The organism is Peptoniphilus pacaensis (genome assembly GCF_900088125.1).
Lineage (GTDB): Bacteria > Bacillota > Clostridia > Tissierellales > Peptoniphilaceae > Aedoeadaptatus > Aedoeadaptatus pacaensis.
Genome location: NZ_FLQT01000003.1, coordinates 866574 through 889963, shown reverse-complemented (window position 1 = coordinate 889963; position 23390 = coordinate 866574). Strand labels below are relative to the sequence as shown.

Below are 23390 nucleotides of genomic sequence, written 5' to 3'. Positions count from 1 at the left end.
TTGACACTTAACCTTTCCAAGTTTTTAGATTTTATCTTTCAATAGCTCTCTTAGTTTCTCTAAAGTCTTATCCCTCCTTTTTCCGATTGCTTGATAACTTACTTTTTCTTTTTTACCGATTGACCTTAGAGTTTCTTCTCTGTAAAAGATGGCTTCCATTAACTCTTGTTCTTCTTTTGTGAGAGTATTTATGACTCTATAAAGTTCTTCAATTTGCATTTTTAGTTCTATAATTTTTTCTAAGTCCATTTTTTCATCTATGATGTTGTCTACAAAATGTCCGTCATGATCCAATGATGAAAATGATATAATATTATGCTTCCAATCTTTTCTTTGAAGATACTTTTCATGCTCTGTTATCTTCCAGTATGCTTTGTAGATTTCTTCACTTACAGGTACTGCTTTTCCTTTTACATAAAGGTAATATTCTTTCTTATCCATCGTGTTATCCTCCTTTTCCTGTTCTCTGTTTTGCTTTTTGAGAATAAAAAAGGAGGACTTCTACACTTTGGCGTAAAAAGTCCTCTTAACTTTGCACTGACCCCCAAAAGTTGGACCAAGAAATCCAACCTTTGGGGGTCTTTTAATGGCAAAATACAGTTATGAATTAAAAAGGAAAATCGTCGAAGAATACCTGTTCGGAGAGTCAAGCTATCCCATCTTAGAAGATAAATATCAAATTGGCGAATCGCAGATCAGACGCTGGGTCAACAATTACAAACATTTTGGCGATGAAGGTTTAATGCGCTCTAGAAATAAACGTGAGTACAGTGTAGAGTTTAAGTTAGAAGCCATTACACGCTACGAAACGAGCGAATACAGCTACCAACAATTGGCCCTTGAACTCGGCTTAACGAATCCATCCATCATCGCCAACTGGCGCAGGCAGTACCGAGAGGAGGGCATAGAGGGGCTGCAACCACATAAGCGAGGGAGACCTGTGACAAAGAAAGACGACCTTAATCAAACATCAAAGTCTGCAACTAAGAAGGCGCCCCTTGATGCATCCTCGCGTGAGGCATTGGAAAAACGCATCAAAGAATTAGAGGCGGAGAACCGGAAACTCACCATTCAAAAGCTATACCTGGAGGAGCTAAGGAGTTTGGTGAGGGAAGAAAAAATGAGAAAAAGGCGAGGATCGTCGCCAAACTCCGAGAAAAATACCAACTAACCAAGATTCTTGCCGCCATCAACTTTCCCAAATCCACCTTCATGTATTGGCAAAAAAAGTGGAGCGAAGAAGATAAGGACCAAGCGTTAAAAGACGAAATCTTGGCCATTCGGCGCGAACACAAAGACTACGGCTACCGAAGGATCCATTTGGAGCTGAAGAACCGGGGCTGGGCGGTAAACAAAAAGAAAGTTCAACGACTGGTTCAGATCATGGGACTCCAAGTCCGTGCCTATGGCAGGAAATACAAGAAGTACAACTCCTACAAAGGCGTCGTCGGCAAAATTAAGAAGAACCGAATTAACCGACGCTTCAACACTTGTATCCCATATCAAAAAATTACCACCGACACCACAGAATTCAAATACTACGAAGAAGATCAAGCAGGGAAACTTCAAACAAAGAAACTCTACCTCGATCCGTACATGGACATGTACAATCTGGAAATCATCAGTTACGTCCTTTCCGATCAGCCCAACGGCGTCACCATGCTACGGGGCTTAGAAGAAGCCATCGAGCGAACCAACACCTGTCCCTACCGACGTACCTTCCACTCCGATCGCGGGTGGGGCTACCAAATGACCGCCTATCAAGCCATGTTAGAAGAACACCACATCTTCCAAAGCATGTCCAGAAAAGGAAACTGCTACGACAACGCACCCATGGAGAACTTCTTCAGTGTACTGAAAAGAGAAATCTACGACGGTTACGTCTATCGAAGCCGACAAGAACTCGTGCGTTCCATCGAACGTTTCATCCGCTACTACAACAACGATCGGATCAAAGAAAAGTTAGGAGGCTTGAGTCCGAAGCAATACCGTGAACGAATGGAATCTGCATAGAACGAATGGTATGTAAAATCAGAACCACCGGCTTAGCCGGTGGTTTGTTATTCCCCTATAAGGGGCTGTTACCGGCAGCACTCTCGTGCTCTGAATTTCTTCCTCTTGCAACAATTCCCCAGTTGGCGCTAAAGCGCCTGTTCTCATACTTTATTTGACCTGCTGACCAGTAAACGGATCGATGAATTCCTTCATGCTTATCTGATCCGCCATATAATCTTCTTCCAATTGGTTTTTGATGTATTCTTGAATTTTTTTCGCATTTTTTCCCGCAGTATCGACGTAGTATCCTCTACACCAGAAATGCCTATTTCCATATTTGTACTTCAGATTTGCGTGTCTATCAAAAATGATTAAGCTACTTTTCTCTTTTAAGTATCCCATGATTTGACACACACTATATTTCGGTGGAATTTCCACCAGCATATGTATATGATCCGGACAACATTCCGCTTCGATTATATTTATTCCTTTTCTCTCGCATAGGTCTCTTAATGTTTTTCCTATGTCTTGTTTCAATTTCCCGTATATAACCTGCCGCCTATATTTTGGCGCAAACACGATATGATACTTACAATTCCAACTTGTATGTGCTAAGCTGTTCTTATCCATATGGATACCTCCTTGATATTTTATTGCCGATAACACAATAATTTTATCATAGGAGGTTCTTTTTTTACTTGAAGCTAAAGCTTTTTATGCCTACCACCAGCATAGCTGGTGGTTTATTCATGCTAAAGCGCACAACAAAATCGAGCAAGCGAAATGCTTACTCGATTAAGTCCAACTTTATGGGGTCACTCTAAAGATTTTTTGGTCTTAAAGTCATGTGCTTTATTTTTATTGTATTACACCTTCATTGAATTATTGCTTTATCATATTTACAAGGATTCACATGCATCCTCCTAAAGTAAGTATTACTATTGTATGTTTATATCCTTTATTCTTATTGCTGCACTCCATGACAATAAAATAATCACTATCATTCTCATCCTTTACAACGATACCTTGGGAATAATCAGTTTTCCAAAGTGGTTTAACACCATAATATTTAGCCACCAATTCGTTCGTTGGATTTGGGTCTTCCACACTGAATCCATTTTCAAATAACCATGCATGATAATTTTTAAGTGCAGGAGGATAACCCATTATGTTAAAGGACATCATAATTGATTGTTGAAATTCTATTTCTTCTAAAAAATTAATTACATACTTCTCAGTAGGATCAAGTCTGTATCCATCGACCGACATTTCGTTTTCTATGCTGTCACTAAGATTAATTTTTTTCATATTTCTCTCCGCAATATTATTATTCTTCTGGTACTGCCTTTGTATAGGGTTGTTCTTTTGATATATACTCATCTATGGTTAAAAATGATCTGCCCAACTCATTTATACTTAAAGTCAACATATATTCAGCTACTTCTCCTGAATAGTCAATGCTACGCATAGGATTTAATTTTTTTCGAAATTCTTCAAATGAATCTCCAACAATAAGCAATTCTTCATCTTCTTTATCATAATAACAATGATATTCACGCCACAATGATTCGTCTTTTTCCATATAAAAATCTTCATCAGCTTCAAAATCTGCCCAAGGGAACAACTTAGGAAAAACTTCAGTGTAAGGGGTAAAAGGAAAATAATATGGATATGAATATCTCTTTTCATTTTCTCCATCATCAACAATCAATTCTGTCTTTCCTTTGCCACTGCTCTTGTTTATCCATTCTGTTGAATGAAGTTTAACTGTTCCTCCATCTTTAATAATCTGGATGAATTTCTTTTGAGATAACAAAAAGTTATAATTTAAAACATGTTTTGGTAGGTTGGTAAAAGAAAGAAGTTTTTCATTTGATGAATGATTTAAAAATGACTGAGCAGTAGGAACTTTAACAAAAAAGCCCTTACCTCTACCTCCTTTTGTTCTTTCAATAGTTTTATCAGTTAATTTCTGCCAAATGCACATATCATCATCTGGATTATATAAAACTACAATGCACGGTAAGGAATTTGTAGTCCAATAATTATATTGTCTATCATTTATATCTCTAAAAACTATATAATCATCTTTTTTATCCCTAAACCAACTGGAGCCTGATTTAATTTGCAATGCTAAAAGTTGTCTGTTCTTGCCAGACTCGTCAACAAATTCCATATGAGCATCAATGCCGATATCATCAACTGGTTGTTCTCTAAATATCCATTTATTGCGTACAGCAATTTCAGCACAATGATGAATCCCTATGCGTTCAATTGTATTCGCCATAAAAACACCTCCTTTTTATGTTATTAGGTAATTATCAATATATAAATAGTTTTAAGAATAGTAAGATTTCACCGGCATTAGAAATTCAGAGCTTCGCTTTTATTGACTTATACTAAATCCACAAAAGCCTCCCCACCAAAATGATGGAAGGCTTTCTATGATCTCCTACATTATTGCCCTTCGGTCAAAAAATATCGCTCGTAGAGCTCGCTTAATTCAACAACTACCTTTTGAACCTACTATTTCAACTTTTTAGTATCAAAATAGTATCACTCAGGAATTTTTTATTTCCATAAATCGCTAAAACCCACTGTTTTCAAGGGTTTGTGGCAGTATTATATTTGTTTCTGTTATTCCCATTCAATCGTTGCCGGGGGTTTCGATGTAATATCATACACGATGCGGTTGATGTGTTCCACTTCGTTGACGACTCTCACGCTGACTTTGTCCAGTACCTCGTAGGGGATGCGGGCCCAGTCGGCGGTCATGAAGTCGGAAGTGGTGACGGCGCGTAGGGCCAGGGTGTAGTCGTAGGTTCTGAAGTCGCCCATGACGCCGACGCTCCTATTGTTGGTGAGGACAGCGAAGTATTGGTTGATGTCGCGGTCCATGCCGGCTTTGGCGATTTCGTCGCGGAAGATGTAGTCGGCTTCTCTTAAGATGTCGAGTTTTTCTTCGGTGATTTCGCCCATGACGCGAATGGCTAGGCCGGGTCCCGGGAAGGGTTGGCGCCAAACGAGTTTGGGATCGAGACCGATGGCCTCACCCAGTTTTCTGACTTCGTCTTTAAAGAGATCGCGCAAGGGCTCGATGAGGTCTTTGAAGTCGACGACGGAGGGAAGCCCGCCGACGTTGTGGTGGCTTTTGATGACGGCGGCATCGCCCGCGCCGCTTTCGATGACGTCGGGGTAGATGGTGCCTTGGGCCAAAAAGTCCACGGCGCCGATTTTTCTGCCTTCGTCTTCGAAGACGCGGATGAATTCTTCGCCGATGATTTTTCGTTTTTGTTCGGGCTCGGTGACGCCTTCTAAGCGTTTGAGGAAGCGGTCTTTGGCATCGACACGGATAAAGTGCATGCCCGTGTCTTTAAAGGCGGCTTCCACTTCGTCGCCTTCGTTTTTGCGCATGAGGCCGTGGTCGACGAAGATGCAGCTCAGGTTTTCGCCGATGGCATCGACGAGGAGTTTCGCGCAGACGGAGGAGTCCACGCCGCCGGAGAGGGCGAGGAGGACTTTTTTGTCGCCGACTTTTTCCTGTATGGCGCGCTTGGCTTCGATGGCGAAGTCGTCCATGTTCCAGTCGCCCTTGGCGTGACATACTTTTTTCAGGAAGTTGTCGATGATTTCGTGTCCATGTTCGGTGTGATTGACCTCGCCGTGGAATTGGATGGCGTAGATGTTTTTTTCTTTGTTTTCCATGGCGGCCACGGGGCAGCTGTCGGTAGAAGCCACGGTGCGGAAGCCTTGGGGCAGTTCTTTGACGTAGTCCACGTGGCTCATCCAGGTGGTTTGTTCCACGTCCAGGCCGTCGAAGAGTTTGGATGCGGGGTCGACCATGGTTTTGGTCTTGCCGAATTCTCTGTGGTCGGATTTGGTCACGGTGCCGCCCAGGTTTTTGGCGATGAGCTGCATGCCGTAGCAGATGCCCAAGATGGGCAGGCCCATGTCTAATATTTCCGGATCGATGTCCGGGCTTTTGGCGTCGTAGACGCTGTTGGGGCCGCCGGTAAAGATGAGGCCGATGGGCTTTTCTTTTTTAATGGCGTCCAGGGCTTTTTTGTAGGGAACCACTTCCGCGTAGACGTTTTTTTCGCGGACGCGCCGTGTGATCAGTTGATTGTATTGACCACCGAAGTCGATGACCAGTATTTTTTCTCTTTCCATGGAAAACCTCCTATTCGGCTTTTATTATAGCATATTCGGCCTCGGCCTTTTTCTTTCTTCTTTTTCAACTTTTTAAATTTTGTGGTATACTGTACTTAGTATATATGCAGTCTCGGATGAGGGGGTGTGTTGTATGTCCGGAAAGTTTTCGGGACAAAAAATTCGTACCATGCGCAAGGCTTTGGGCATGAGTATTAAGGATCTGGCGGAGGCCGCCAATCTGTCCACGGGGCTGATCAGTCAGATCGAACGGGACTTGGTATCGCCTTCGGTGAACGCCATGTTGCGCATTGTCGACGCCTTACATACGACCATGGGGGAATTTTTCGAGGACGTGCCGTCGAAGAAAAAGCCCACGATTATTCGCTGCGGCGAACACCACATGATCGACAGCGGCGCCGCCGACCGGCGTTTGCGCCTTTTGTCGCCTGAAAACCGTCGCCACTACGAGGTGGTGGAGATGCGTTTTGAAACGACGGAAAGGAAGGATGTGGTGCCCACCATCGGTGAAAGCGGAGAGGCTTTCGGCTTTATTTTGGCGGGCAGGCTCACGGTGATGTTGGACGATGTGGCTTATTCCGTGGCATCCGGCGACAGCGTGGTCTTCGACCGCTCGGCGAAGTATGCGCTGTTTAACGAGGGCCGGGAGCCCTGTTTGTCTATTTGGGTCTTTATGCCGTGATTTGTGATTTGAAAAAACAGGGGTCTTCCGATCCCTGTTTTTTTATTTCCATCCTAAGAAAAAGTCTTTGTAGTAAGAAAGTTTGGTCATGTGCTTGGTTTCCACCCAGTCCATAACTTCGTCTCTGTCTAAAAAGATAAAGTCGTCCACTTCCGCCGGATCCAAGGTAATGTCTTCTTCCGTCAGTTCTTTTTCAATGCGGTAGATATAGTAGTGGGCGGGAAATTCCGTGATGATTCGGTCCAGGACCAGCTCTTCTTTTGTCAGCTCCACGCCCATTTCTTCTTTCATTTCCCGAATCATGGCATCGTCCGGCGCCTCATCTTTGACGACGCTGCCGCAGGCGGTGCAGGACCAGTAGCCCGGGTAGTTTTTCTTTTTCATGGAGCGCTTTTGCAGGATGTAGCGCCCGTCGTGGGTGCGGATCCAGGCTTCCACTACGCGGTGATAGCGGTCTTTGGGCATGCGCTCGCCTCGGGCCAGGGTTTCGCCGGTGGGGCGATTGTCTTTGTCGTAAAGATCCCAGTACTCTCTCACCGCAAGGCCCGCTTCCCGGCCGCTTCGACGAATCCGTGGAACAGGGGATGGATGTGATTGGGTCTGGATTTAAATTCCGGATGGAATTGGCAGGCGACGAAGTAGCTGTCCTGATCCAGCTCGATGATTTCCACCAGGTCCAAATCTTCGTTGATACCGGCGATGGTGAGGCCGGCTTGTCTGAGCACGCCTCTGAATTCGTTGTTGAATTCGTAGCGGTGGCGATGGCGCTCTAAAATATCCGATTCGTTGTAGAGCTTTTTGGCGCGGGTGTCGTCCAAAATGTGGCAAGGGTAGTTGCCCAGCCGTTGGGTGCCGCCCATGTTTTCCACGCCTACCTGAGATTCCATCAGGTCGATGACGGGATAGGTGGCGTCTACGTCAAATTCCGTGGAGTTGGCGTCTTTTAAGCCGGCGATGTTTCTCGCGATGTCGATGACGGCGATTTGCATGCCGAGGCAGATGCCGAAGTAGGGGATTTTGTGTTCCCGGGCGTATTTCGATGCGCGGATCATGCCTTCGATGCCCCGTTCGCCGAAGCCGCCGGGGACCAGGATGCCGTGAACGTCTTTCAATGCCTTATCCAGGGCGGCATCGTCTACTAAATCTTCCGCATCCACGTAGTCGATGGTGACCAAACGGCCCATGTCGTAGCCCGCATCCAAAAGGGCTTGGGAGACGGAGAGGTAGGCGTCGTGAAGTTGCACGTATTTGCCCACGAGGGCGATGCGTATTTCGCCTTCCGCCTGTTTAAAGGCTTCCACCATGTGGCGCCAGTCGTCGGCCATGAGTTCTTTCGGCTCCAGCTTTAAGTGGTTCATAATGATTTCGTCGAGATTTTGTTCTTTGAACACATTGGGCAGTTCGTAGATCAGGCCCACGTGGCGGGATTCGATGACATTTTCCTTGGGCACGTCGCAGAAAAGGGAAATTTTGTTGCGAATGGAGGCGTCGATGGCGCCGTCGCTTCTGGTAATGATGATGTCCGCCTTGATCCCCTGGCTCATAAGCTGTTTAAAGCTGTGTTGGGTGGGCTTGGTCTTCAGCTCGTCGCTTCCCGGAATCACGGGGATCAGCACCGTATGCACGAAGAGCACGTCTTCTACGGGACATTCCGAGTGGATTTGGCGAATGGCTTCGATAAAGGGCAGCCCTTCGATGTCGCCGACGGTGCCGCCGATTTCGGTGATGACTACGTCGGCTCCGGATTCTTTGCCGGCGCGGTAGACGGCGTGTTTGATTTCGTCGGTGACGTGGGGGATGACTTGTACCGTGGCCCCGTCGTAGTCGCCGCGGCGTTCTTTTTTAATGACGCGGGAATAAATTTTGCCCGTGGTCACTGAGGCGGCCTTGGTGAGCTCTTCGTCGATAAAGCGCTCGTAGTGGCCCAGGTCCAGGTCCGTTTCCGCCCCGTCGGCGGTGACGAAGACTTCCCCGTGTTGGTAGGGGCTCATGGTGCCGGGATCCACGTTCAGATAAGGATCGAATTTCTGCATAAACACGCTGAAGCCGCGATTTTTTAACAAACGGCCGATACTCGCCGCGCTAATGCCTTTGCCGATGCCTGAAACGACGCCGCCGGTTACAAAAATATACTTAGTCATAATGCCTCCTAATTGAGTCCTGTGAAAATATCTTCGTAGGTGGGAATCATCCAATGTTTTCTGGAAATGCGATTTTCCAATTCGTCGCAGATCTTTCGTATATGGGGGAATTGGGTGATGATTTCTTTTTCAAAAAATTCCGCCCGTTCGTAGCCTTCCAAGGTCTTGGCCTTGGCATAGGACGCCTTTAGTTTTTTGTGCCGCAAGAGGAGCTCTTCAAAGAGCACGTTTAAGGTTTGAAGGCGCTCTTCCAGTGCCGCATTTTCCAAGCGACCGGTGACGTTTAAAATGTCGTTTAATTCCGCCACCACCGCCGGCTCCACGTCTTTGGAAAGCATGGTCATGAGGGTTCTCGCTTCGAGAAAACCGTGGACGGACACGGATTCCAGGCCCACTTCGTAAATGGCTTCCACTTCGCTTTCGCTCATGACGTCGTAGTCGCCGAAAATTTTGATTAAGTCCTTGTCCTTCAGCGCCTGAATGGCTTCGAAGAAGGTGCGGTAGTGGGGCAGGCCCCGGCGCTCAGCTTCTTCTACCCAGGCTTGGGCGTAATTGTCTTTGTTGTAGAGGATGCGCTCGTGGGCGCTGACGATTTCGGCGATCATGGTATAGGCTTCTTTTCTCAGGGCCTCTTCGTCCTCCGCGAAGGGCTCCAGGCGATCGGCCATTTTCTTCAGGCTGTGGCCCAAAGTGGTGTTAATGACGATATTGGCATCGGCCCCGGTCATGGAGGAGCCCACCATGCGGAATTCGAATTTGTTTCCCGTGAAAGCCAAGGGGCTGGTGCGGTTGCGGTCGCTGGAATCCCGCGGCGTGTAGCCCAGGGAATTGATCTTGATCGCAGGCGGCGCCTCGATCTTGGCGTGGTACTCTTCGTGGGCGATGTCTTTTAAAATCTCTTCCAGGTCGTTTCCGAGGAATATGGATATAATCGAAGGCGGCGCTTCCAAACCGCCTAAGCGACGGTCGTTGGACGGGCCTCCCGATGCAATGCGAAACAGAGGCGCGTAGTCGTCGGCGGCTTCAATCATGGCCGAGAGGAATAAGAGGAAGGTGAGGTTTTCTTTGGGATTGTCCCCGGGATCAAAGACGTTTTTGCCGTAATTGGTGGTGAGGGAATAGTTGTTGTGCTTGCCGCTGCCGTTGACGCCGGCAAAGGGCTTTTCGTGAAGCAGACAGACCAAATCGTAGGCCGCCGCCGTTTCCTTTAATATGCTCATAATGAGCTGATTGTAATCCACGGCGATATTGGCGTTTTCAAACAATGCCACGATTTCGAATTGGCAGGGGGCCACTTCGTTGTGCTCGGTCTTGGCAAAGATGCCCAGCTCCCACAGCTTTTCGTTGACTTCTTCGTAAAAGGCCATGACCCGCTTGGGAATGCCGCCCAGGTAGTGGTCGCCCATCTCTTGTCCCTTGGGGGCGCCGGCGCCGATTAAGGTGCGGCCCACGCTTTTTAAATCGCTCCGTTTGTCGTAATGATGTTTGTCGATGAGGAAAAATTCCTGTTCCAGGCCCACCTTCGGCTTCATGCGATAGGTGTACTCGTCCTTTTCAAAGAGGTTCACCACTCGGGAGCCGTGTTCGCTGATAAGGCCCATGGATGCGAGCAAGGGGCCCTTCTTGTCCAGTTTGTCCCCGTTAAAGGAAACGAAGATCGTGGGGATGTATAAGATCCGGTCGATAATAAAGGAATTGGCCGTGGCGTCCCAATAGGTGTAGCCCCGGGCTTCGAAGGTGCTGCGCATGCCGCCGGTGGGAAAAGAGGAGCCGTCGCTTTCGCCGCGAATCAATTCCTTGCCTGAAAAGCGTTGAATCACTTCATAGGTGTCCGTGCGGTCCAAAAAGGCGTCGTGTTTTTTCGCCGTGAGGCCGTTTAAAGGTTGAAACCAGTGGCAGTAATGGGTGGCGCCTTTCTCCAGAGCCCATTCCTTCATGGCGTGGGCGATGGCATCGGCGGTCTCCCGATCCAAGGGCACTTCGTTTCGGATGGCATTTTTCCACCGATAATAAATGGCGTGGGGCAGCCTTTCCCGCATCATGCGCTTGTTAAACGCCATCTCCCCGAACTTTTTGTCTAGATCCATATTTCCTCCTAAAATAGAAAAAATTGGTTCTCTCGAAAGATAACCAATATAAAAAAACCTATAGAACCCTCGCGGCGCAAGGGGTGTTTTCTTTTATAATAGTCAATGGAAATTTCAATGTCAAGAACTCGGGGCCTTCGAGGCGCAAAAAAATAAATTTTACACCTCCTTCACTTGACAACCGGGCTCTTCCCTGTATAATAAATGTAATCAAAAGACTTTGATGGAGAAAAGTACGCAAGATGAAAATCTCAGGGAGTCGAATCCACCGACTGCAAGATTCGACGATGGCCGCTTGCGGAATCCCGCTCCGGAGTTGTCCGTAAACCGGACCGCTTGTCCCGTTAAGACATGAAGGATACCTGTTAAAGGTATTGAATTTGGGTGGTACCACGGTTTTTCGTCCCTGAGAAACCGTGGTTTTTTTATTGAGTTTAGGAGGCAAAACGTGGCTGAAGAAAAATTTGTAAGAGAGATTACTTCCCGGGACGATGATTTCGCCCAATGGTATACCGACGTCGTATTAAAGGCGGAAATGGCCGACTACGCCCCGGTCAGAGGCTGTATGATCATTCGCCCCTACGGTTTCGCCGTTTGGGAACGCATTAAGGAAGAGGCTGACCGCCGCTTTAAGGCAACGGGTCATAAAAACGCCTATTTCCCCATGCTCATTCCGGAACATTTGCTTCAAAAAGAAGTGGAACACTTCGACGGCTTTGCCCCGGAAGTATTGTGGGTGACCCACGGCGGCGACGAAGAGCTGGCGGAACGCTTAATCGTGCGCCCCACCTCGGAAACCATTATTAACTCCATGTATTCCAAATGGGTGCAAACCTACCGCGACCTGCCGGTTTTAATTAACCAATGGTGCTCCGTCTTCCGCTGGGAAAAGACGACCCGTCCCTTCCTGCGCACCGTGGAATTTTTGTGGCAAGAAGGCCATACGGTTCACGAAACCTATGAAGACGCTCAAGAAGAAACCTTGCGCATTCACGAAATTTATCGCCAAGTCATCGAAGACGAAATGGCCATCCCCGTGCTCTTAGGTAAGAAGAGCGAGTCGGAACGCTTTGCCGGCGCCGACGCCACCTACACCTTGGAAGCCATGATGCACGACGGCAAAGCCCTGCAATCAGGCACGAGCCACAACTTGGGCCAAAACTTCGCAAAAATGTTCGACATTCAGTTCCAAGACAGAGAAGGCAAGCTCGCCACGGCATGGACCACGAGCTGGGGCATTTCCACCCGCCTGATCGGGGGCCTTATTATGGTTCACGGCGACGACCGCGGCATGGTGATGCCGCCCCACGTGGCACCGACTCAAGTGGTTATCGTGCCCATCGCCATGCACAAAGGCGGCGTCGAGGAAAAAGCCCAAGAACTTTACGACAGCTTAAAGGGCCGCTTCACCGTGGAATTGGACGACCGGGAACAATACAGCCCGGGCTGGAAGTTCAATCAATGGGAACTGAAGGGCGTGCCCCTGCGCATCGAAATCGGACCCAAGGACATCGAAAAGAATCAAGTAGTCTTCGTCCGTCGCGACACTAACGAAAAGACCTTCGTCCCCATGGACAACATGGCCGAACAAGTCAACGACATGTTGGAAACCATTCAAAAAGACATGTTCGACGCAGCGAAAAAACGTATGGACGACAATACCTTCGTAGTGACGGACTTCGACGAATTTAAAGAAAAAATGGCCGCAGGCAATGTCTTCCTTAAAGGCATGTGGTGCGGCGATGCGGAATGCGAAGCGGAAATCAAAGACGAAACGACCGCCACCATTCGCTGCATCCCCTTCGAAGAAGAACATCTGTCGGATACCTGTGTCCACTGCGGCAAACCCGCTAAGCACATGGTTTACTACGCCAAGGCTTATTAATGGGCGAGAAAAAAGCACTCGGAGAATTTCCGGGTGCTTTTATTGTGTCTAAAATTATTCTTGCCCCTGTTTCTTGAGCCCTTCTCTGTAGGCGCGCTTGCCGCGAAGGTAGCGCATGATGCCGCCTGCGACGGACGCCGCGGCGGGGATCAAAAAGCCCACGGCCATAAAGCGGAAGGGCAATAAGGTGAGGGCGTAGCGATCGAAGGCGAAGGCGTAGGCCATGATGTAAATTTGCACCAGGTAGGCGAAGAGGGCGAAAAAGGTTTCCGCTCGGTATTTTCGCGCCAAAAGCGCCGCCGCTGCCGCCGCCATGGCCGGGAAAAAGCCCGCTTTCCTCAAAAGCACAATGGCATGCTTCGTGTGGGGAACGACTTCGTCCCAATAAAAGCTTGCGGAAAACATGGCTTTGGGCTTGAGCCAAAGGTAGCTTCTCACCATGGACTCCCGGTCGTGCTTCCACCAATAGACCATGCGTGCCCGGGCCAGTTTTTCGTCGGCCAGCAGTTCGAAATAGCGCTCGTGTTTCGGCGCAAAGCGGCCGTCTTTGTCTTTCAAAAAGGCGTGTTCCTCATACACCTCGTCCACGTATTTCGAGCGATCGAATAGCTCTTCGGGAGGATAGCCCTCCCCTTGATAGGTGCCGAGAAGCAGGGAATGGCCCATGCCGTAGGTGGTGGGAATGTAGGCGCGGAAGTGTTTGTAATTTCTCACGCTCCAGGGGAGCATAAAGGCCAAGAGGGCGATGAATACCATAAAGGCCTGCAGGTAGAGGCGGCCGGAGGGGTATTTTTTGATCCAAAGGTAGGGCAGGGGCAGAAGGAAGAGGCAGAGGGCCCGGGTCTGCAGGAGAAAAGCCAAATAGGCGCTAATGGCCATAATCGCAAATCCCGCCCAATCCTTTCGATTCCCCATGCGCATGGTGCCGTAAAGGTAGAGGCTCACGAGAAATAAGTAAGGGGTCTCCGTTAAAATCACATTGTCCTGCCAGGCGAAGTCCGGCGCAAAAAAGAACAGGGCCACGATGAGGCCGGCATAAGCCGGTGCCTTTTCCCTAATGGCCAGATAGGTAAACCAAGCGGCCAAGCTCCCCATGATGCACCAGGCGAGCTTTAACGGAAGCCACAGGCCGCTCCCCGTGCCGAAAATGGCGCAGAAGAGGGCGATGAGGGCGGAAAGCCCGGGCATCACTTGGGCGCTGATGAGGCCGTTCATGGTGAATGCGCCGGTGCGGTAAAGGGTGATCCCCGATTTGATGTAGCTGATGTCGGCGCTGTTTATATTGTACGAGGCCCCCAGGCGGGAGAGCATCCACAGGCGCTCAAAAAAAAGCAACCACAAAATGATGAGCATCACCCAATGGCTGCGGAAAAAATCCCTGCGTCGTCGAATCGCACCCTGCACCGACCGTCCTCCTTTACCATCTCTTTGACGTTCATCATACCACCTTTTGGCGAAGTATGGTAGAATAGTATAGTCATTTTTTACTTTTGAATATGAAAGAGGCGATACGTACATGAAGCGTTATATTGGAACGACAACCCGAGGCATTCGACTTCCCATCGTGAAGGAAGGCGACAATTTGGTGGATGTGGTTTTTGATTCGGTGAAACGAGCCATCGAATCGGAAGGCATCAAGACGAGAGACAAAGATATTATCTGCGTCACGGAATCTTTGGTCGCCAGAAGCCAAGGCAATTACGCCACGGTGGACGACATTGCCAAGGACGTGGCCGACACCTTTGACGGCCCCTTCGGCGTCGTTTTTCCGATCTTATCGCGGAACCGCTTTTCCACGATCTTAAAGGGTCTCGCAAAAAGCGGCCGCAAGCTCCATATTTTGCTGAGCTTCCCTTCCGACGAAGTGGGCAATCACTTGATGGACGAAAACAAGCTTTACGGCACGGGAATCAACCCCTACCGCGACGTCATCACGGAAGCGGAATACCGCGAGCTCTTCGGCGAAGAAGTGAAACACGAATTCACCGGCATCGACTATGTGAAGCTCTATAAAGAAATCGCTCCGAACAGCGAAATCTATTTCTCCAACGACCCCCGCACCATTCTCTCCTACACCAAGGACGTGTTGGTGGCAAGCATTCACACCCGCGAGCTCATTAAGCGGGAGCTGAAGGACAACGGCGGCAATTTGGTCCTGGGTCTGGACGATATCCTGGCTCACAAAACCGACGAACACGGCTACAACGACCAATACGGTCTTTTGGGCAGCAACATGGCCGGCCCGGAAAAGATTAAGCTCTTCCCGAGAGACGGACAAATCTTTGTAGATGCCCTGCAAAAACGCCTGAACGAACACTTCGGCACACATTTCGAAGTCATGATCTACGGCGACGGTGCCTTTAAAGATCCCGTCGGAAAGATTTGGGAACTGGCAGACCCCGTGGTCTCCCCCGCCTACACCAGCGGCCTGGAAGGCACGCCCAACGAGCTCAAGATGAAGTATCTGGCCGATACGGAATTAAAGGACATGAGCACGGAAGAAATGGAAGCGGCCATCGTGGATCGCATTCACGAAAAGGATGTGGACCTTTTAGGCAAGGACGAAACTTTAGGCACCACGCCCCGTCGTCTCACCGACCTTTTAGGCTCCCTCGCCGACTTAACCAGCGGCAGCGGCGACAAGGGAACGCCGGTGGTCATGGTTCAAGGTTACTTCGACAATTACGCAAATGACTAATCGTCTATAATGAAAGCCCCGAAATTAGCTTCGGGGCTTTTTCTATGCTCAAATTTAAAAGGGATGGTAGCGCAGGGAGATGTCGAATCGGCGCGACTTTTTCAACACGGTTCGGGGTCGGGAGAATGTGTCGTAGCTCCACTTGCCGTGGTATGTGCCCATGCCCGAAGGCCCGACGCCTCCGAAGGGCGCCTTGTTCGACGCCAGATGCAGAAGGGTGTCGTTGACGCAGACGCCGCCGCTGTCGATGGAATGAATGGCGCGGCGAATAAAGGCCTCGTCTTCTGAAAAGAGATAGAGGGCCAGGGGCTTGTCTTTTTCCCTTAATTCGGCAAAAAGTGCTTCTTCCGATTCGTAGGCCACCACCGGCAACAGGGGCCCGAAGATTTCTTCTTCGAGCAAACGGCCCCGTGGATTTTCCACGACACAGGGAAAGACGTGGAGGCTCTCGTCGTAAAAAATGCGGGGATGCTTCGTGCGAAGGTCCCCTTCTTTTGCCAGCTCTTTCATGCGCTCGTAGCGGCCCCGATGGTTCATGCGCACGGTTTCGTGAATAAAGTAATCTTCCGTGGGAAAGGCTTCCTCGAAGGCATCCAGCAGCCCGTTGATCAGGGCTTCTTTTTTCGACGGGTGGACGTAGACCGTGTCCGGCGCCACGCAGGTCTGCCCGGCGTTCATGGTTTTGCCGAAGGCGATGCGCTTCGCCGCCATGGGGATGTCGGCGGTCTTATCGACGATGACCGGGCTCTTTCCCCCGAGCTCCAAGGTCACCGGAGCCGGGTGCGCCGCCGCCTGTTTCATCACCGAGCGGCCCACGTCGCCGTTTCCCGTAAAAAACACTTTGTCGAAGGGCTCGGCCAAGAGGGCTTTCGCCGCCTCTTCCTCACCGAAGACGAAGGTCACCAAGCCTTCATCGAGCACGCTGTCGCAGAGGGCCTTGAGCACCTTCCCCGTCTCCGGCGCGAATTCCGAGGGCTTCACCACCACGGCATTGCCCGCGGCAATGGCCCCCACCACGGGGAGCAGGCTCAATTGGAAGGGATAGTTCCACGGGCTGATGACGAGCACCGTGCCGTAGGGCTCCCTTCGAACGGCGAGCTTTCCCGGCAGTTGGGCGACGCCGGGAAGGGGGTGCGCGGTGCGGCCGTAGCTTCCCATGTGGCGAATCATGTGGCGGATTTCTTCTTTCGTCAGATAGATTTCCGTGAGAAAGGCTTCTCGGGAGGATTTGTTTAAATCCGCCTTTAAGGCGGCGTCGATGGCTCCGCGAAAGGCATCGATGCCCTTGAGGAGGGCGAAAAGTTGTTTCTTTCTGTATAAAAGGGGCCGGGTCTTTCCCGAGCGGTAAAAATCCCGTGCCGTGATGTATGCGTCGTGACTGTTCATTTTTTTCACCTCTGTTGAGATTCATACCCCTCTCAATAAAAAAACCGCCGTAGTGGCGGCGGCTTTTATTTCAGTTGTTCGTTCATTTTTTCAACCAGTCGCTTTTCTTTCAGATAGAAGGCGATCCAAATGATGAAGTAGATCGCGACGAAGGAAAGAACGGAATAAAGGACCGAGGTCGGGTCTGTGAACCACTTCAGATAAAATCCCACGAATACAAAGTAGACGAGGAGGATGAAAAAGTGCAGGCCATGCATGAGGTAGAATGCGCCTTTCTTGCTTTTACAAAATTCGCCGCACAGATAAGAGACGAGGCCGAAGCCGCCGTAGCAGAGGCACTGAATAATTTTCGCATAACCGGGAGCGATAGTATCGACAAATTCCGGCACGCCCGCGATGTTCATGCCCAGCCCGATAGAGACAAAGGCTTCGATAAGGGCACCGATACCCACGCCGATTAAAAAAGAGACGATCGCATTTTTTAAAGTTTTCATAAGACACCTCCTAAAGTCCCAGGGCTTCTTTAAAGCCCCGCAGGTTTCGCCGAGATACGTAGACCACGTCGCCGTTTTTCATTTCCACGGCGATGGTGCCCGTAAAGCTTAAATCCAGTTTCTTTACGTAATCTAAATTAATGATGTCGAAGCGGGAAATGCGCAAAAAGCGATGGGCCCTGAGGCGCTCCTCGCAAGAGGCAAGGCTCAGCCTCAGGCGATAAATCTCGCCCCCCGCCACGGCGTAGACGGCTTTGTCCTGAGCATAGATTCGCAGGATATTGCCGTAGTCCAGGAGAAAGACCTCATCTTCCTTCAGCCCCACCAGCTTTTCGATGGCCGCCGTATTTAGTGCCTCTCGTATTTTTTCCACTTCTTCCGTCACGGTACGGGTGTAAATTTTCACCGACGGCTGCTCGTAGGCGTCGTCCAGAATGATTTCGACCTTCATATCGCACCTCCTGAGTTTATAGTAAAGGATGGGGCGGATAATTTCCGCCCTTTTTCGACAAGCGGCTTGTTTTTTCTTCTGAGCGGTATAAAAAAGGGCACCCGCAGGTGCCGCAATTTATATTTCCATGATGCCGTTGGCCACGAAGAGCCGGGTGATGCCGAGAGCTTTTTCCGCATCGATGACGATGCATTCTCCCTCCACCTCGGTGTAGTAGGGATAGTAGATGGCGACGCCCCGGTCGTCGCATTTTTTGTAGACGACGGGATCTTTTTTCGGCAGGCCCTTGGACACGGTGGCGCTCATCACATCGGCCACACCGCAACAGGCCATGGTCGGCGTATCCACGGAAAGGGCGGTGATGTTTTTCTTTTTGACATAGGCCATGGCGGCGTCGGTTAAGCGAGCACTGGTAGCTTTCATTCCGTTCCTTTCTGTTTAAGCGATTTTTTTCTTTAAAATCTTAATGGCCACGATCTTCTTAATGTCCTTTACCTCCTTGAGGCCTAAGAGGTCCAGGATAAAGAAGTAAAGAATGGAAGAAAGGGCGACGGTAATCGTAAAGTGGATGAGCTTCACGGCGTTACCCACATTGCCTAAAAGGCCGATGCCGCCGAAATAGAAGTAGTAGGCGAAGGCCCCCATGATAACCGAGGCGATGACGGTTTTCACGGTGATCTTCACATAGCTCTTCATGCCGATGTGGCCGATTTTCTTTCTGAGCATGGTGAAGGAGAACCAGGTGACCACGGTTTGGGCGATGGACACGGAAAGGGCCAGGCCGTTGATGCCCATGGTGCGTACCAAAAGCAGATTGCAGCCTACGTTAAAGAGTACGTTGACCACCCCGAGATAGAAGGGCGTCTTCGTGTCTTCCAAGCTATAGAAGACCCGGTTCTGCACATTGTTTACGGAAATGGACACGAGGGCCAGGGTATAGAAGCGGAGGCAGATGGCCGTGGCGTCGGCGTCGGCTTGGGTAAAGACGCCACGCATAAAGGCGAGCTCCACAATGGGCTGGGCCAAAACGATGAGCCCTGCCATGGCGGGAATGGTGATAAGCAGCACCGAGCGCACGGAGCCGTTCATGATCCGCTTGCCCTTTTCCATTTCCCCTTCGTCGAAGGCCTTGCTCATGGCGGGATAGATGACCGAGGTAATGGCCGTAATAAAGATCCCGATGACCAGGACATTGAGCTTGTTGGCATAGTCCAAACGACTCATGGAGCCGGAAACCAGCCCCGATGCCAATGCCCGGTTGACCAAGGTGTTAATATTGTTGACGCTGACCGTAATAATGGCGGGAATGGCCAAGAGCAGGGTCTGCTTCGTATGCTCGTCTTTTAAATCCAGTATGGGCTGGAAGCGGTAGCCCACCCGGCGGGAGCCGTACCAGACGCATATATATTCCGCCACCACGGCGAGCACGGAGACGATGGTCAGGCCGTAGATGCCGAATTTCGTGGAGAAAATCATCAGGTAAACTAAGTAAACCAGATTCAGCCAAATAGGCACCGACGCCGCCATGCCGAAGCGATTGTGGAAATGCAAATAGCCGGTGAAAATCCCCTCGTAGGCGGAAAAGACGATGACGGGCATGCCCAATTGTATGAGCTCAACGGTGAGGGCTTTCGTCCGCGCGTCGAAACGCGGGCCCACGAGCATGGTCAAGAGGGGCGCGCCGACGATGCCCAAGATCATAATTAAAATAGTGAGCAAGCTCACGATGGTAAATATATTATTGGTGAATTTATGCTTGCCCTCTTCCCCGTACTTGGAATAGACCGATTGCAAGCTGGGGATAAATACGGTACTGATCCCCATGACGATGTACATACTCACCGTCGATGTAGCCGATTGGGCGGCGACGAACGCGTCTTTTTCAAAACCCGCCCCGAATATGGCGGCAACCATAGACTCACGGACAAAGCCCATCATTTTTCCGATCAGGGAAAACAAAATAATGAGCACCGTGGATTTGGCGATGGATGTCTTCTTCATATTGCCTCCTTACAATGCTACATTATACCAAATGAAGAGCCGATGAACTCAAAAGTTTGCCAAAGATCTGTGGTAAAATGGGTTCAAAGGAGCGAAATATGAAAAAATGGATCTTAGGCGCCATTCTTCTGTTGATCGTCACGGCGGCGGGACTGAAAATTTACGCCGCGAAAACCGAAGCGGAGCTCACCCGCCAGGTCAAACAGGAAGAAGCCCTGCGCGATAAAAAACGGGAAGAACGACTGAAAAAAGAGGCGGCGAAGAAAAAAGCGGCGGAAGTAAAAAAAGAGGCTCCCGCCCCGGCGGAGCCGCCCGCCGAAGAAGCACCTGCGGCCAATGCCATACCCGGGGAAGGGCCCCTTATCGCCATCGACGCCGGCCACCAGGCTCACGGCAATCCCGAGCAGGAGACCGTCGCCCCCTCCTCCGGCAAAACCAAGGCGAAGGTGGCGGACGGCACCCGAGGCGTGGCCACGGGTATTGCCGAATACGAATTTAATCTTAATTTCAGCCAATGCTTGAAGCGGAAATTGGAATCGGCGGGCTACCGGGTGTTTATGATCAGGGAGAGCAACGACGTAAATATTTCCAATCAAGAGCGGGCGGCCATGGCCAACGCCTCCGGCGCCGATGTGTACTTAAGGATCCACGCCAACGGCGGTCCCGCCTCGGCAAAGGGCATCGAGACCTACTACCCGTCGAAAAACAATCCCGACGTAGGTCATCTCTCCGATGCCTCACGCCGCCTGTCGGAGCTGATTTTAAGCGAGATGTGCGCCTCCACGGGAGCCAAGGGCCGAGGCGCCATCGCCCGCGACGACCTAACCGGCACCAACTTCGCCCAAATGCCTACGAGCCTTATCGAGTGCGGCTACATGTCCAATGCGGAAGAGGATAAAAAGCTCAACGACCCGAACTACCAAGAGGCCATGGCCCTGGGCATATTGCGAGCCCTGGACCGCTATTTCCAACGATAACACGAGCATATGAAAAGGACAGACACGGAAAATGTCTGTCCTTTTTTGCGATTATTTATAAATCAGATACTGCGTGCGTTGGGCCTTAAAGGCGTTGACGTCGCTTTCATAGGCCTGCACGATTCTCTCAGGCGATGCCCCTGCGCGGAAGAGGTTCGCCATTTGTTCCGAGCCCTGAACCAGATAGAACATGTGATAGGGTTTTTTGCAGGCAGGAACGTTAATGGGCCGCATTTGATTGGCCACGGCCAGTGTGTAGACTCCGGTGCGAGCCGGATTAAATGTATGCCAATCCGTAACTTTCAGGCGCACGCCGCCGCGAGAGCCTTTCGGCGCGGGAATGAAGGTGACGCCGGGGAGGTTCGCTGCGTTGAGCCGACGGGCGTATTCGGCGGAATCTAAATTTTTGCCGCCGACCCAGCGGAAGTATTCGCTTTGGCCGATGCCGGTGCCTTCGCCGCTTCCCGTGGCCATGTATAAAAAGGCGCTTTCCAAATTTGGGATGTTGGGGCTTGTTTGAGCGAAGGGCAGGCCCGTGTCTTGCCAGACCATGTTCCGGGTCCAATTTTTCATGGGGACCACGGTGAGATCGGCGCCGATTTCTCGATTGAAGAATTGTCCCAGCTCGCCGGCGGTCATGCCGTGGGCCATGGGGATTTTGTCGATGCCCACGAAGGATTTAAAGCGGGTTTCACGCAAGAAGCCTTCCACGATTTCACCGCCCAGGGGATTGGGCCGGTCCAGGACGACGATGGGAATGCCATTTTCCTTCGCCGCCAACATGGCGTTTTGCAGGGTGGAGATGTAGGTGTAGGTTCTCGAGCCGATGTCCTGCATGTCGTAGACCAAGACGTCCACGCCCTTCAGCATGTCGCGGGAGGGCTTTCTCGTCGGGCCGTAGAGGCTGTAGACGGGAAGGTTCATCTTTGCGTCGAAATAGCTTGCCACATAGGCGCCCGCCTTTTGCTTGCCGTCGAGTCCGTGTTCCGGGCTGTAGAGAGCCACCAGCTTCGCATTGGGATAGGCCTTGATTTTTTCCGCCACGGGCACACCATTGGCGTCCACGCCCGTTTGATTGGTAATGAGGCCCACCCGCTTGTTGTCGATTAAGCCCCTGTATTCCGTGAGGAGTCGCTCGTTGCCTAAAATGACACGGCCCGCGGGCGCTTGAGGTGTAGGCACAGGCGCCGGTGCGGGTTTCCTGTCGGCCTTTGTGGTGATCAATGCCAGGTTTTTTCCCTCATCAAAGCTCACGTCGAAGCCTAACACGGCGCCGACGCTTCTCAGGCGGAAGTAGTTAAAGCCACGAATGTTGTAGGCATTTTCTATGACGTCCGCCGGGCTGTCGCCTAAGACCTTCAGCTGCATGGGATGAAGCACGGCCCGCTCCTTGGCGGCGCCCGATTGATCGCCGGGGAAGCTTTGGTAGGTCTTGGTCCGATCGACGACGATCTGTTTGTCGTCGCCTTTCAGATCGAAGTCCACCTTGCCCTTTAAGATCTGTGCCAAATCTCTGAGCCGGTAGTAATTGTACCCGCCGATGCTGTAGCCGCGCAGCTCCGTCATTTGGCCGTCGACGACGAGTGCCTGGGGACTTCTTACGGCGCGGGCCGTTTCGGCATGTGCCGTATCCGGTGCCATCAGGCCGCACAGGATAAGTATCAAAACGCTGAGTTTAAAAAATTTCTTCATGTCCTCTCCTTTCTCCCTCTATTATAATTCATGGGCGAAAATTTTCCCAAGTCCCTTATGAATGACTCGGATTTGACATATTCAGGCGCAAAAAAAGCCTCCGCCTCTTCCCTCGGGACAGATGCGGAGGCTTTGATTCGATTATTCTTTCGGCGAGGGTTCGGGTTTTGTCTTGCCGCGAATTTCTTTCACATCGTCGGATTCGTTGAGCAGTTTTTCCACATTGGCCATGGATTTTAAAATAAAGCGCAGGTCGCCGTCGCTTAAGTACTCGCCCACTTTTTCAAAATAGGGCGAAACGACGCCGCGGAATTCTTCCACGTATTCCTTGCCTATTTCCGTCAGGTAGATATTGACGATGCGGCTGTCCGTTTCCGAGCGCTGTCGATAGACGAAGCCTTTTTCTTCGAGTAGGGTGCAGATCTTCGATATATTGCCGTGATCCCGACGCAGAGACCTGGCGATGGAGCGAATGGACGTGTCTTCCAGGGAATCCACTTGACCCATGACGAGGACTTGCAATTGGGTCAGTTCGTAGGTCTTTGAAAAGTATTCCATTAAATCGTTTTTCGTTTCGCAGGCTTCTTTAACCAGACCCCAGTAGGCCCATAAAAATTCTCTGGATTCCATTCTTTCCCCCCTTGCATTGTATGTATATCGACGGCGATTTACTGTGGTTAATGTTATTGAAATTATACCACAGATACATCTCACTTATAGGATATTTTATT

At 50.3% G+C, this 23390-nt stretch carries 21 protein-coding genes; 5 read left to right on the top strand and 16 right to left on the bottom strand.

Features of this window, described 5'->3' with window-relative positions:
* Positions 1–24 precede the first annotated feature (24 nt).
* Complete coding sequence (locus tag BN7444_RS04250) at positions 25–441, bottom strand: sigma factor-like helix-turn-helix DNA-binding protein (protein WP_068456205.1); 417 nt, start codon at positions 439–441, stop codon at positions 25–27.
* Positions 442–586: 145 nt separating this feature from the next.
* On the opposite strand from BN7444_RS04250, the gene BN7444_RS09115 reads away from it, so the two are divergent.
* A protein-coding gene (locus tag BN7444_RS09115; RefSeq protein WP_417875469.1) for an IS3 family transposase occupies positions 587–2013 on the top strand; the annotation gives its coding sequence in 2 pieces (ribosomal slippage) (positions 587–1157 and positions 1157–2013; 1428 coding nt in all).
* Between the two features lie 150 nt (positions 2014–2163).
* Here BN7444_RS09115 and tnpA read toward each other — a convergent pair.
* The 4 genes from tnpA to guaA all read right to left on the bottom strand — a co-directional run bounded on the left by tnpA (position 2164) and on the right by guaA (position 6165).
* Positions 2164–2625, bottom strand: coding sequence for an IS200/IS605 family transposase (tnpA, locus tag BN7444_RS04235; protein ID WP_068456197.1), 462 nt, complete (start codon positions 2623–2625; stop codon positions 2164–2166).
* A 279-nt stretch (positions 2626–2904) separates the two neighbouring features.
* Positions 2905–3303: a hypothetical protein gene (locus BN7444_RS04230; RefSeq protein ID WP_068456194.1), complete on the bottom strand. Its 399-nt coding sequence runs from the start codon at positions 3301–3303 to the stop codon at positions 2905–2907.
* A 19-nt stretch (positions 3304–3322) separates the two neighbouring features.
* Complete coding sequence (locus tag BN7444_RS04225; protein WP_068456191.1) at positions 3323–4282, bottom strand: DUF4365 domain-containing protein; 960 nt, start codon at positions 4280–4282, stop codon at positions 3323–3325.
* A gap of 350 nt (positions 4283–4632) precedes the next feature.
* A complete protein-coding gene (guaA, locus tag BN7444_RS04220) occupies positions 4633–6165 on the bottom strand; it encodes a glutamine-hydrolyzing GMP synthase (RefSeq protein WP_068456188.1) in 1533 nt (510 codons plus the stop codon).
* A 133-nt stretch (positions 6166–6298) separates the two neighbouring features.
* On the opposite strand from guaA, the gene BN7444_RS04215 reads away from it, so the two are divergent.
* A complete protein-coding gene (locus BN7444_RS04215) occupies positions 6299–6847 on the top strand; it encodes a helix-turn-helix domain-containing protein (protein ID WP_068456184.1) in 549 nt (182 codons plus the stop codon).
* A 42-nt stretch (positions 6848–6889) separates the two neighbouring features.
* Here the strand turns inward: BN7444_RS04215 and BN7444_RS04210 are convergent, their stop codons facing one another.
* The 3 genes from BN7444_RS04210 to BN7444_RS04200 are packed head-to-tail and all read right to left on the bottom strand — an operon-like array spanning position 6890 to position 11075.
* The gene (locus tag BN7444_RS04210) at positions 6890–7384 is read right to left on the bottom strand and encodes an NUDIX hydrolase (RefSeq protein WP_068456181.1); all 495 of its coding nucleotides are present in this window, start codon (positions 7382–7384) and stop codon (positions 6890–6892) included.
* The gene (locus tag BN7444_RS04205) at positions 7381–8988 is read right to left on the bottom strand and encodes a CTP synthase (protein ID WP_068456178.1); all 1608 of its coding nucleotides are present in this window, start codon (positions 8986–8988) and stop codon (positions 7381–7383) included. The genes BN7444_RS04210 and BN7444_RS04205 overlap by 4 nt, the downstream gene beginning before the upstream one ends.
* 8 nt (positions 8989–8996) lie before the next feature.
* A complete protein-coding gene (locus BN7444_RS04200) occupies positions 8997–11075 on the bottom strand; it encodes a glutamine synthetase III domain-containing protein (RefSeq protein ID WP_068456174.1) in 2079 nt (692 codons plus the stop codon).
* Between the two features lie 448 nt (positions 11076–11523).
* Between BN7444_RS04200 and proS the strand changes: the two genes are divergently transcribed.
* On the top strand, positions 11524–12960 hold the full coding sequence (gene proS / locus BN7444_RS04195; protein WP_068456171.1) for a proline--tRNA ligase: 1437 nt from the start codon (positions 11524–11526) through the stop codon (positions 12958–12960).
* A gap of 54 nt (positions 12961–13014) precedes the next feature.
* Here proS and BN7444_RS04190 read toward each other — a convergent pair whose 3' ends face one another.
* Positions 13015–14364, bottom strand: a complete 1350-nt coding sequence (locus BN7444_RS04190; RefSeq protein ID WP_068456168.1) for a hypothetical protein — start codon at positions 14362–14364, stop codon at positions 13015–13017.
* Between the two features lie 112 nt (positions 14365–14476).
* Between BN7444_RS04190 and BN7444_RS04185 the strand changes: the two genes are divergently transcribed.
* Positions 14477–15658 (top strand): coenzyme F420-0:L-glutamate ligase, encoded by a 1182-nt coding sequence (locus BN7444_RS04185; RefSeq protein ID WP_068456166.1) that lies wholly within the window; start codon positions 14477–14479, stop codon positions 15656–15658.
* 54 nt (positions 15659–15712) lie between these two features.
* Here the strand turns inward: BN7444_RS04185 and BN7444_RS04180 are convergent, their stop codons facing one another.
* The 5 genes from BN7444_RS04180 to murJ form a co-directional block, all read right to left on the bottom strand.
* Positions 15713–17044 carry an aldehyde dehydrogenase family protein gene (locus BN7444_RS04180; protein ID WP_068456163.1) on the bottom strand — a complete coding sequence of 444 codons (1332 nt, stop codon included), beginning with the start codon at positions 17042–17044 and terminating at the stop codon, positions 15713–15715.
* A 65-nt stretch (positions 17045–17109) separates the two neighbouring features.
* The gene (locus tag BN7444_RS04175) at positions 17110–17538 is read right to left on the bottom strand and encodes a DUF3021 domain-containing protein (RefSeq protein WP_068456159.1); all 429 of its coding nucleotides are present in this window, start codon (positions 17536–17538) and stop codon (positions 17110–17112) included.
* A 10-nt stretch (positions 17539–17548) separates the two neighbouring features.
* Positions 17549–17989 (bottom strand): LytTR family DNA-binding domain-containing protein, encoded by a 441-nt coding sequence (locus BN7444_RS04170; RefSeq protein ID WP_068456158.1) that lies wholly within the window; start codon positions 17987–17989, stop codon positions 17549–17551.
* 117 nt (positions 17990–18106) lie between these two features.
* The gene (locus BN7444_RS04165) at positions 18107–18412 is read right to left on the bottom strand and encodes a hypothetical protein (RefSeq protein WP_068456155.1); all 306 of its coding nucleotides are present in this window, start codon (positions 18410–18412) and stop codon (positions 18107–18109) included.
* Between the two features lie 15 nt (positions 18413–18427).
* Positions 18428–19990: a murein biosynthesis integral membrane protein MurJ gene (gene murJ, locus BN7444_RS04160; RefSeq protein ID WP_068456152.1), complete on the bottom strand. Its 1563-nt coding sequence runs from the start codon at positions 19988–19990 to the stop codon at positions 18428–18430.
* A gap of 98 nt (positions 19991–20088) precedes the next feature.
* Here murJ and BN7444_RS04155 point away from each other — a divergent pair, with 98 nt between their 5' ends.
* Positions 20089–20967: an N-acetylmuramoyl-L-alanine amidase family protein gene (locus BN7444_RS04155; protein ID WP_068456149.1), complete on the top strand. Its 879-nt coding sequence runs from the start codon at positions 20089–20091 to the stop codon at positions 20965–20967.
* Between the two features lie 51 nt (positions 20968–21018).
* On the opposite strand, the gene BN7444_RS04150 is transcribed toward BN7444_RS04155, so the two are convergent.
* On the bottom strand, positions 21019–22659 hold the full coding sequence (locus tag BN7444_RS04150) for a DUF1343 domain-containing protein (protein WP_218016006.1): 1641 nt from the start codon (positions 22657–22659) through the stop codon (positions 21019–21021).
* A gap of 141 nt (positions 22660–22800) precedes the next feature.
* A complete protein-coding gene (locus BN7444_RS04145) occupies positions 22801–23289 on the bottom strand; it encodes a MarR family winged helix-turn-helix transcriptional regulator (RefSeq protein WP_068456146.1) in 489 nt (162 codons plus the stop codon).
* Positions 23290–23390 lie beyond the last annotated feature (101 nt).

Excerpts from the sequence above, each read along its gene's own strand:
- BN7444_RS04185 (WP_068456166.1), top strand. The coding sequence starts at position 14,477 with ATGAAGCGTTATATTGGAACGACAACCCGAGGCATTCGACTTCCCATC.
- BN7444_RS04180 (WP_068456163.1), bottom strand. The coding sequence starts at position 17,044 with ATGAACAGTCACGACGCATACATCACGGCACGGGATTTTTACCGCTCG.
- murJ (WP_068456152.1), bottom strand. The coding sequence starts at position 19,990 with ATGAAGAAGACATCCATCGCCAAATCCACGGTGCTCATTATTTTGTTT.
- guaA (WP_068456188.1), bottom strand. The coding sequence starts at position 6,165 with ATGGAAAGAGAAAAAATACTGGTCATCGACTTCGGTGGTCAATACAAT.
- BN7444_RS04145 (WP_068456146.1), bottom strand. The coding sequence starts at position 23,289 with ATGGAATCCAGAGAATTTTTATGGGCCTACTGGGGTCTGGTTAAAGAA.
- BN7444_RS04175 (WP_068456159.1), bottom strand. The coding sequence starts at position 17,538 with ATGAAAACTTTAAAAAATGCGATCGTCTCTTTTTTAATCGGCGTGGGT.
- BN7444_RS04205 (WP_068456178.1), bottom strand. The coding sequence starts at position 8,988 with ATGACTAAGTATATTTTTGTAACCGGCGGCGTCGTTTCAGGCATCGGC.
- BN7444_RS04170 (WP_068456158.1), bottom strand. The coding sequence starts at position 17,989 with ATGAAGGTCGAAATCATTCTGGACGACGCCTACGAGCAGCCGTCGGTG.
- BN7444_RS04200 (WP_068456174.1), bottom strand. The coding sequence starts at position 11,075 with ATGGATCTAGACAAAAAGTTCGGGGAGATGGCGTTTAACAAGCGCATG.
- BN7444_RS04225 (WP_068456191.1), bottom strand. The coding sequence starts at position 4,282 with ATGGCGAATACAATTGAACGCATAGGGATTCATCATTGTGCTGAAATT.
- BN7444_RS04250 (WP_068456205.1), bottom strand. The coding sequence starts at position 441 with ATGGATAAGAAAGAATATTACCTTTATGTAAAAGGAAAAGCAGTACCT.
- BN7444_RS04150 (WP_218016006.1), bottom strand. The coding sequence starts at position 22,659 with ATGAAGAAATTTTTTAAACTCAGCGTTTTGATACTTATCCTGTGCGGC.
- BN7444_RS04230 (WP_068456194.1), bottom strand. The coding sequence starts at position 3,303 with ATGAAAAAAATTAATCTTAGTGACAGCATAGAAAACGAAATGTCGGTC.
- BN7444_RS04155 (WP_068456149.1), top strand. The coding sequence starts at position 20,089 with ATGAAAAAATGGATCTTAGGCGCCATTCTTCTGTTGATCGTCACGGCG.
- BN7444_RS04215 (WP_068456184.1), top strand. The coding sequence starts at position 6,299 with ATGTCCGGAAAGTTTTCGGGACAAAAAATTCGTACCATGCGCAAGGCT.
- BN7444_RS04165 (WP_068456155.1), bottom strand. The coding sequence starts at position 18,412 with ATGAAAGCTACCAGTGCTCGCTTAACCGACGCCGCCATGGCCTATGTC.
- tnpA (WP_068456197.1), bottom strand. The coding sequence starts at position 2,625 with ATGGATAAGAACAGCTTAGCACATACAAGTTGGAATTGTAAGTATCAT.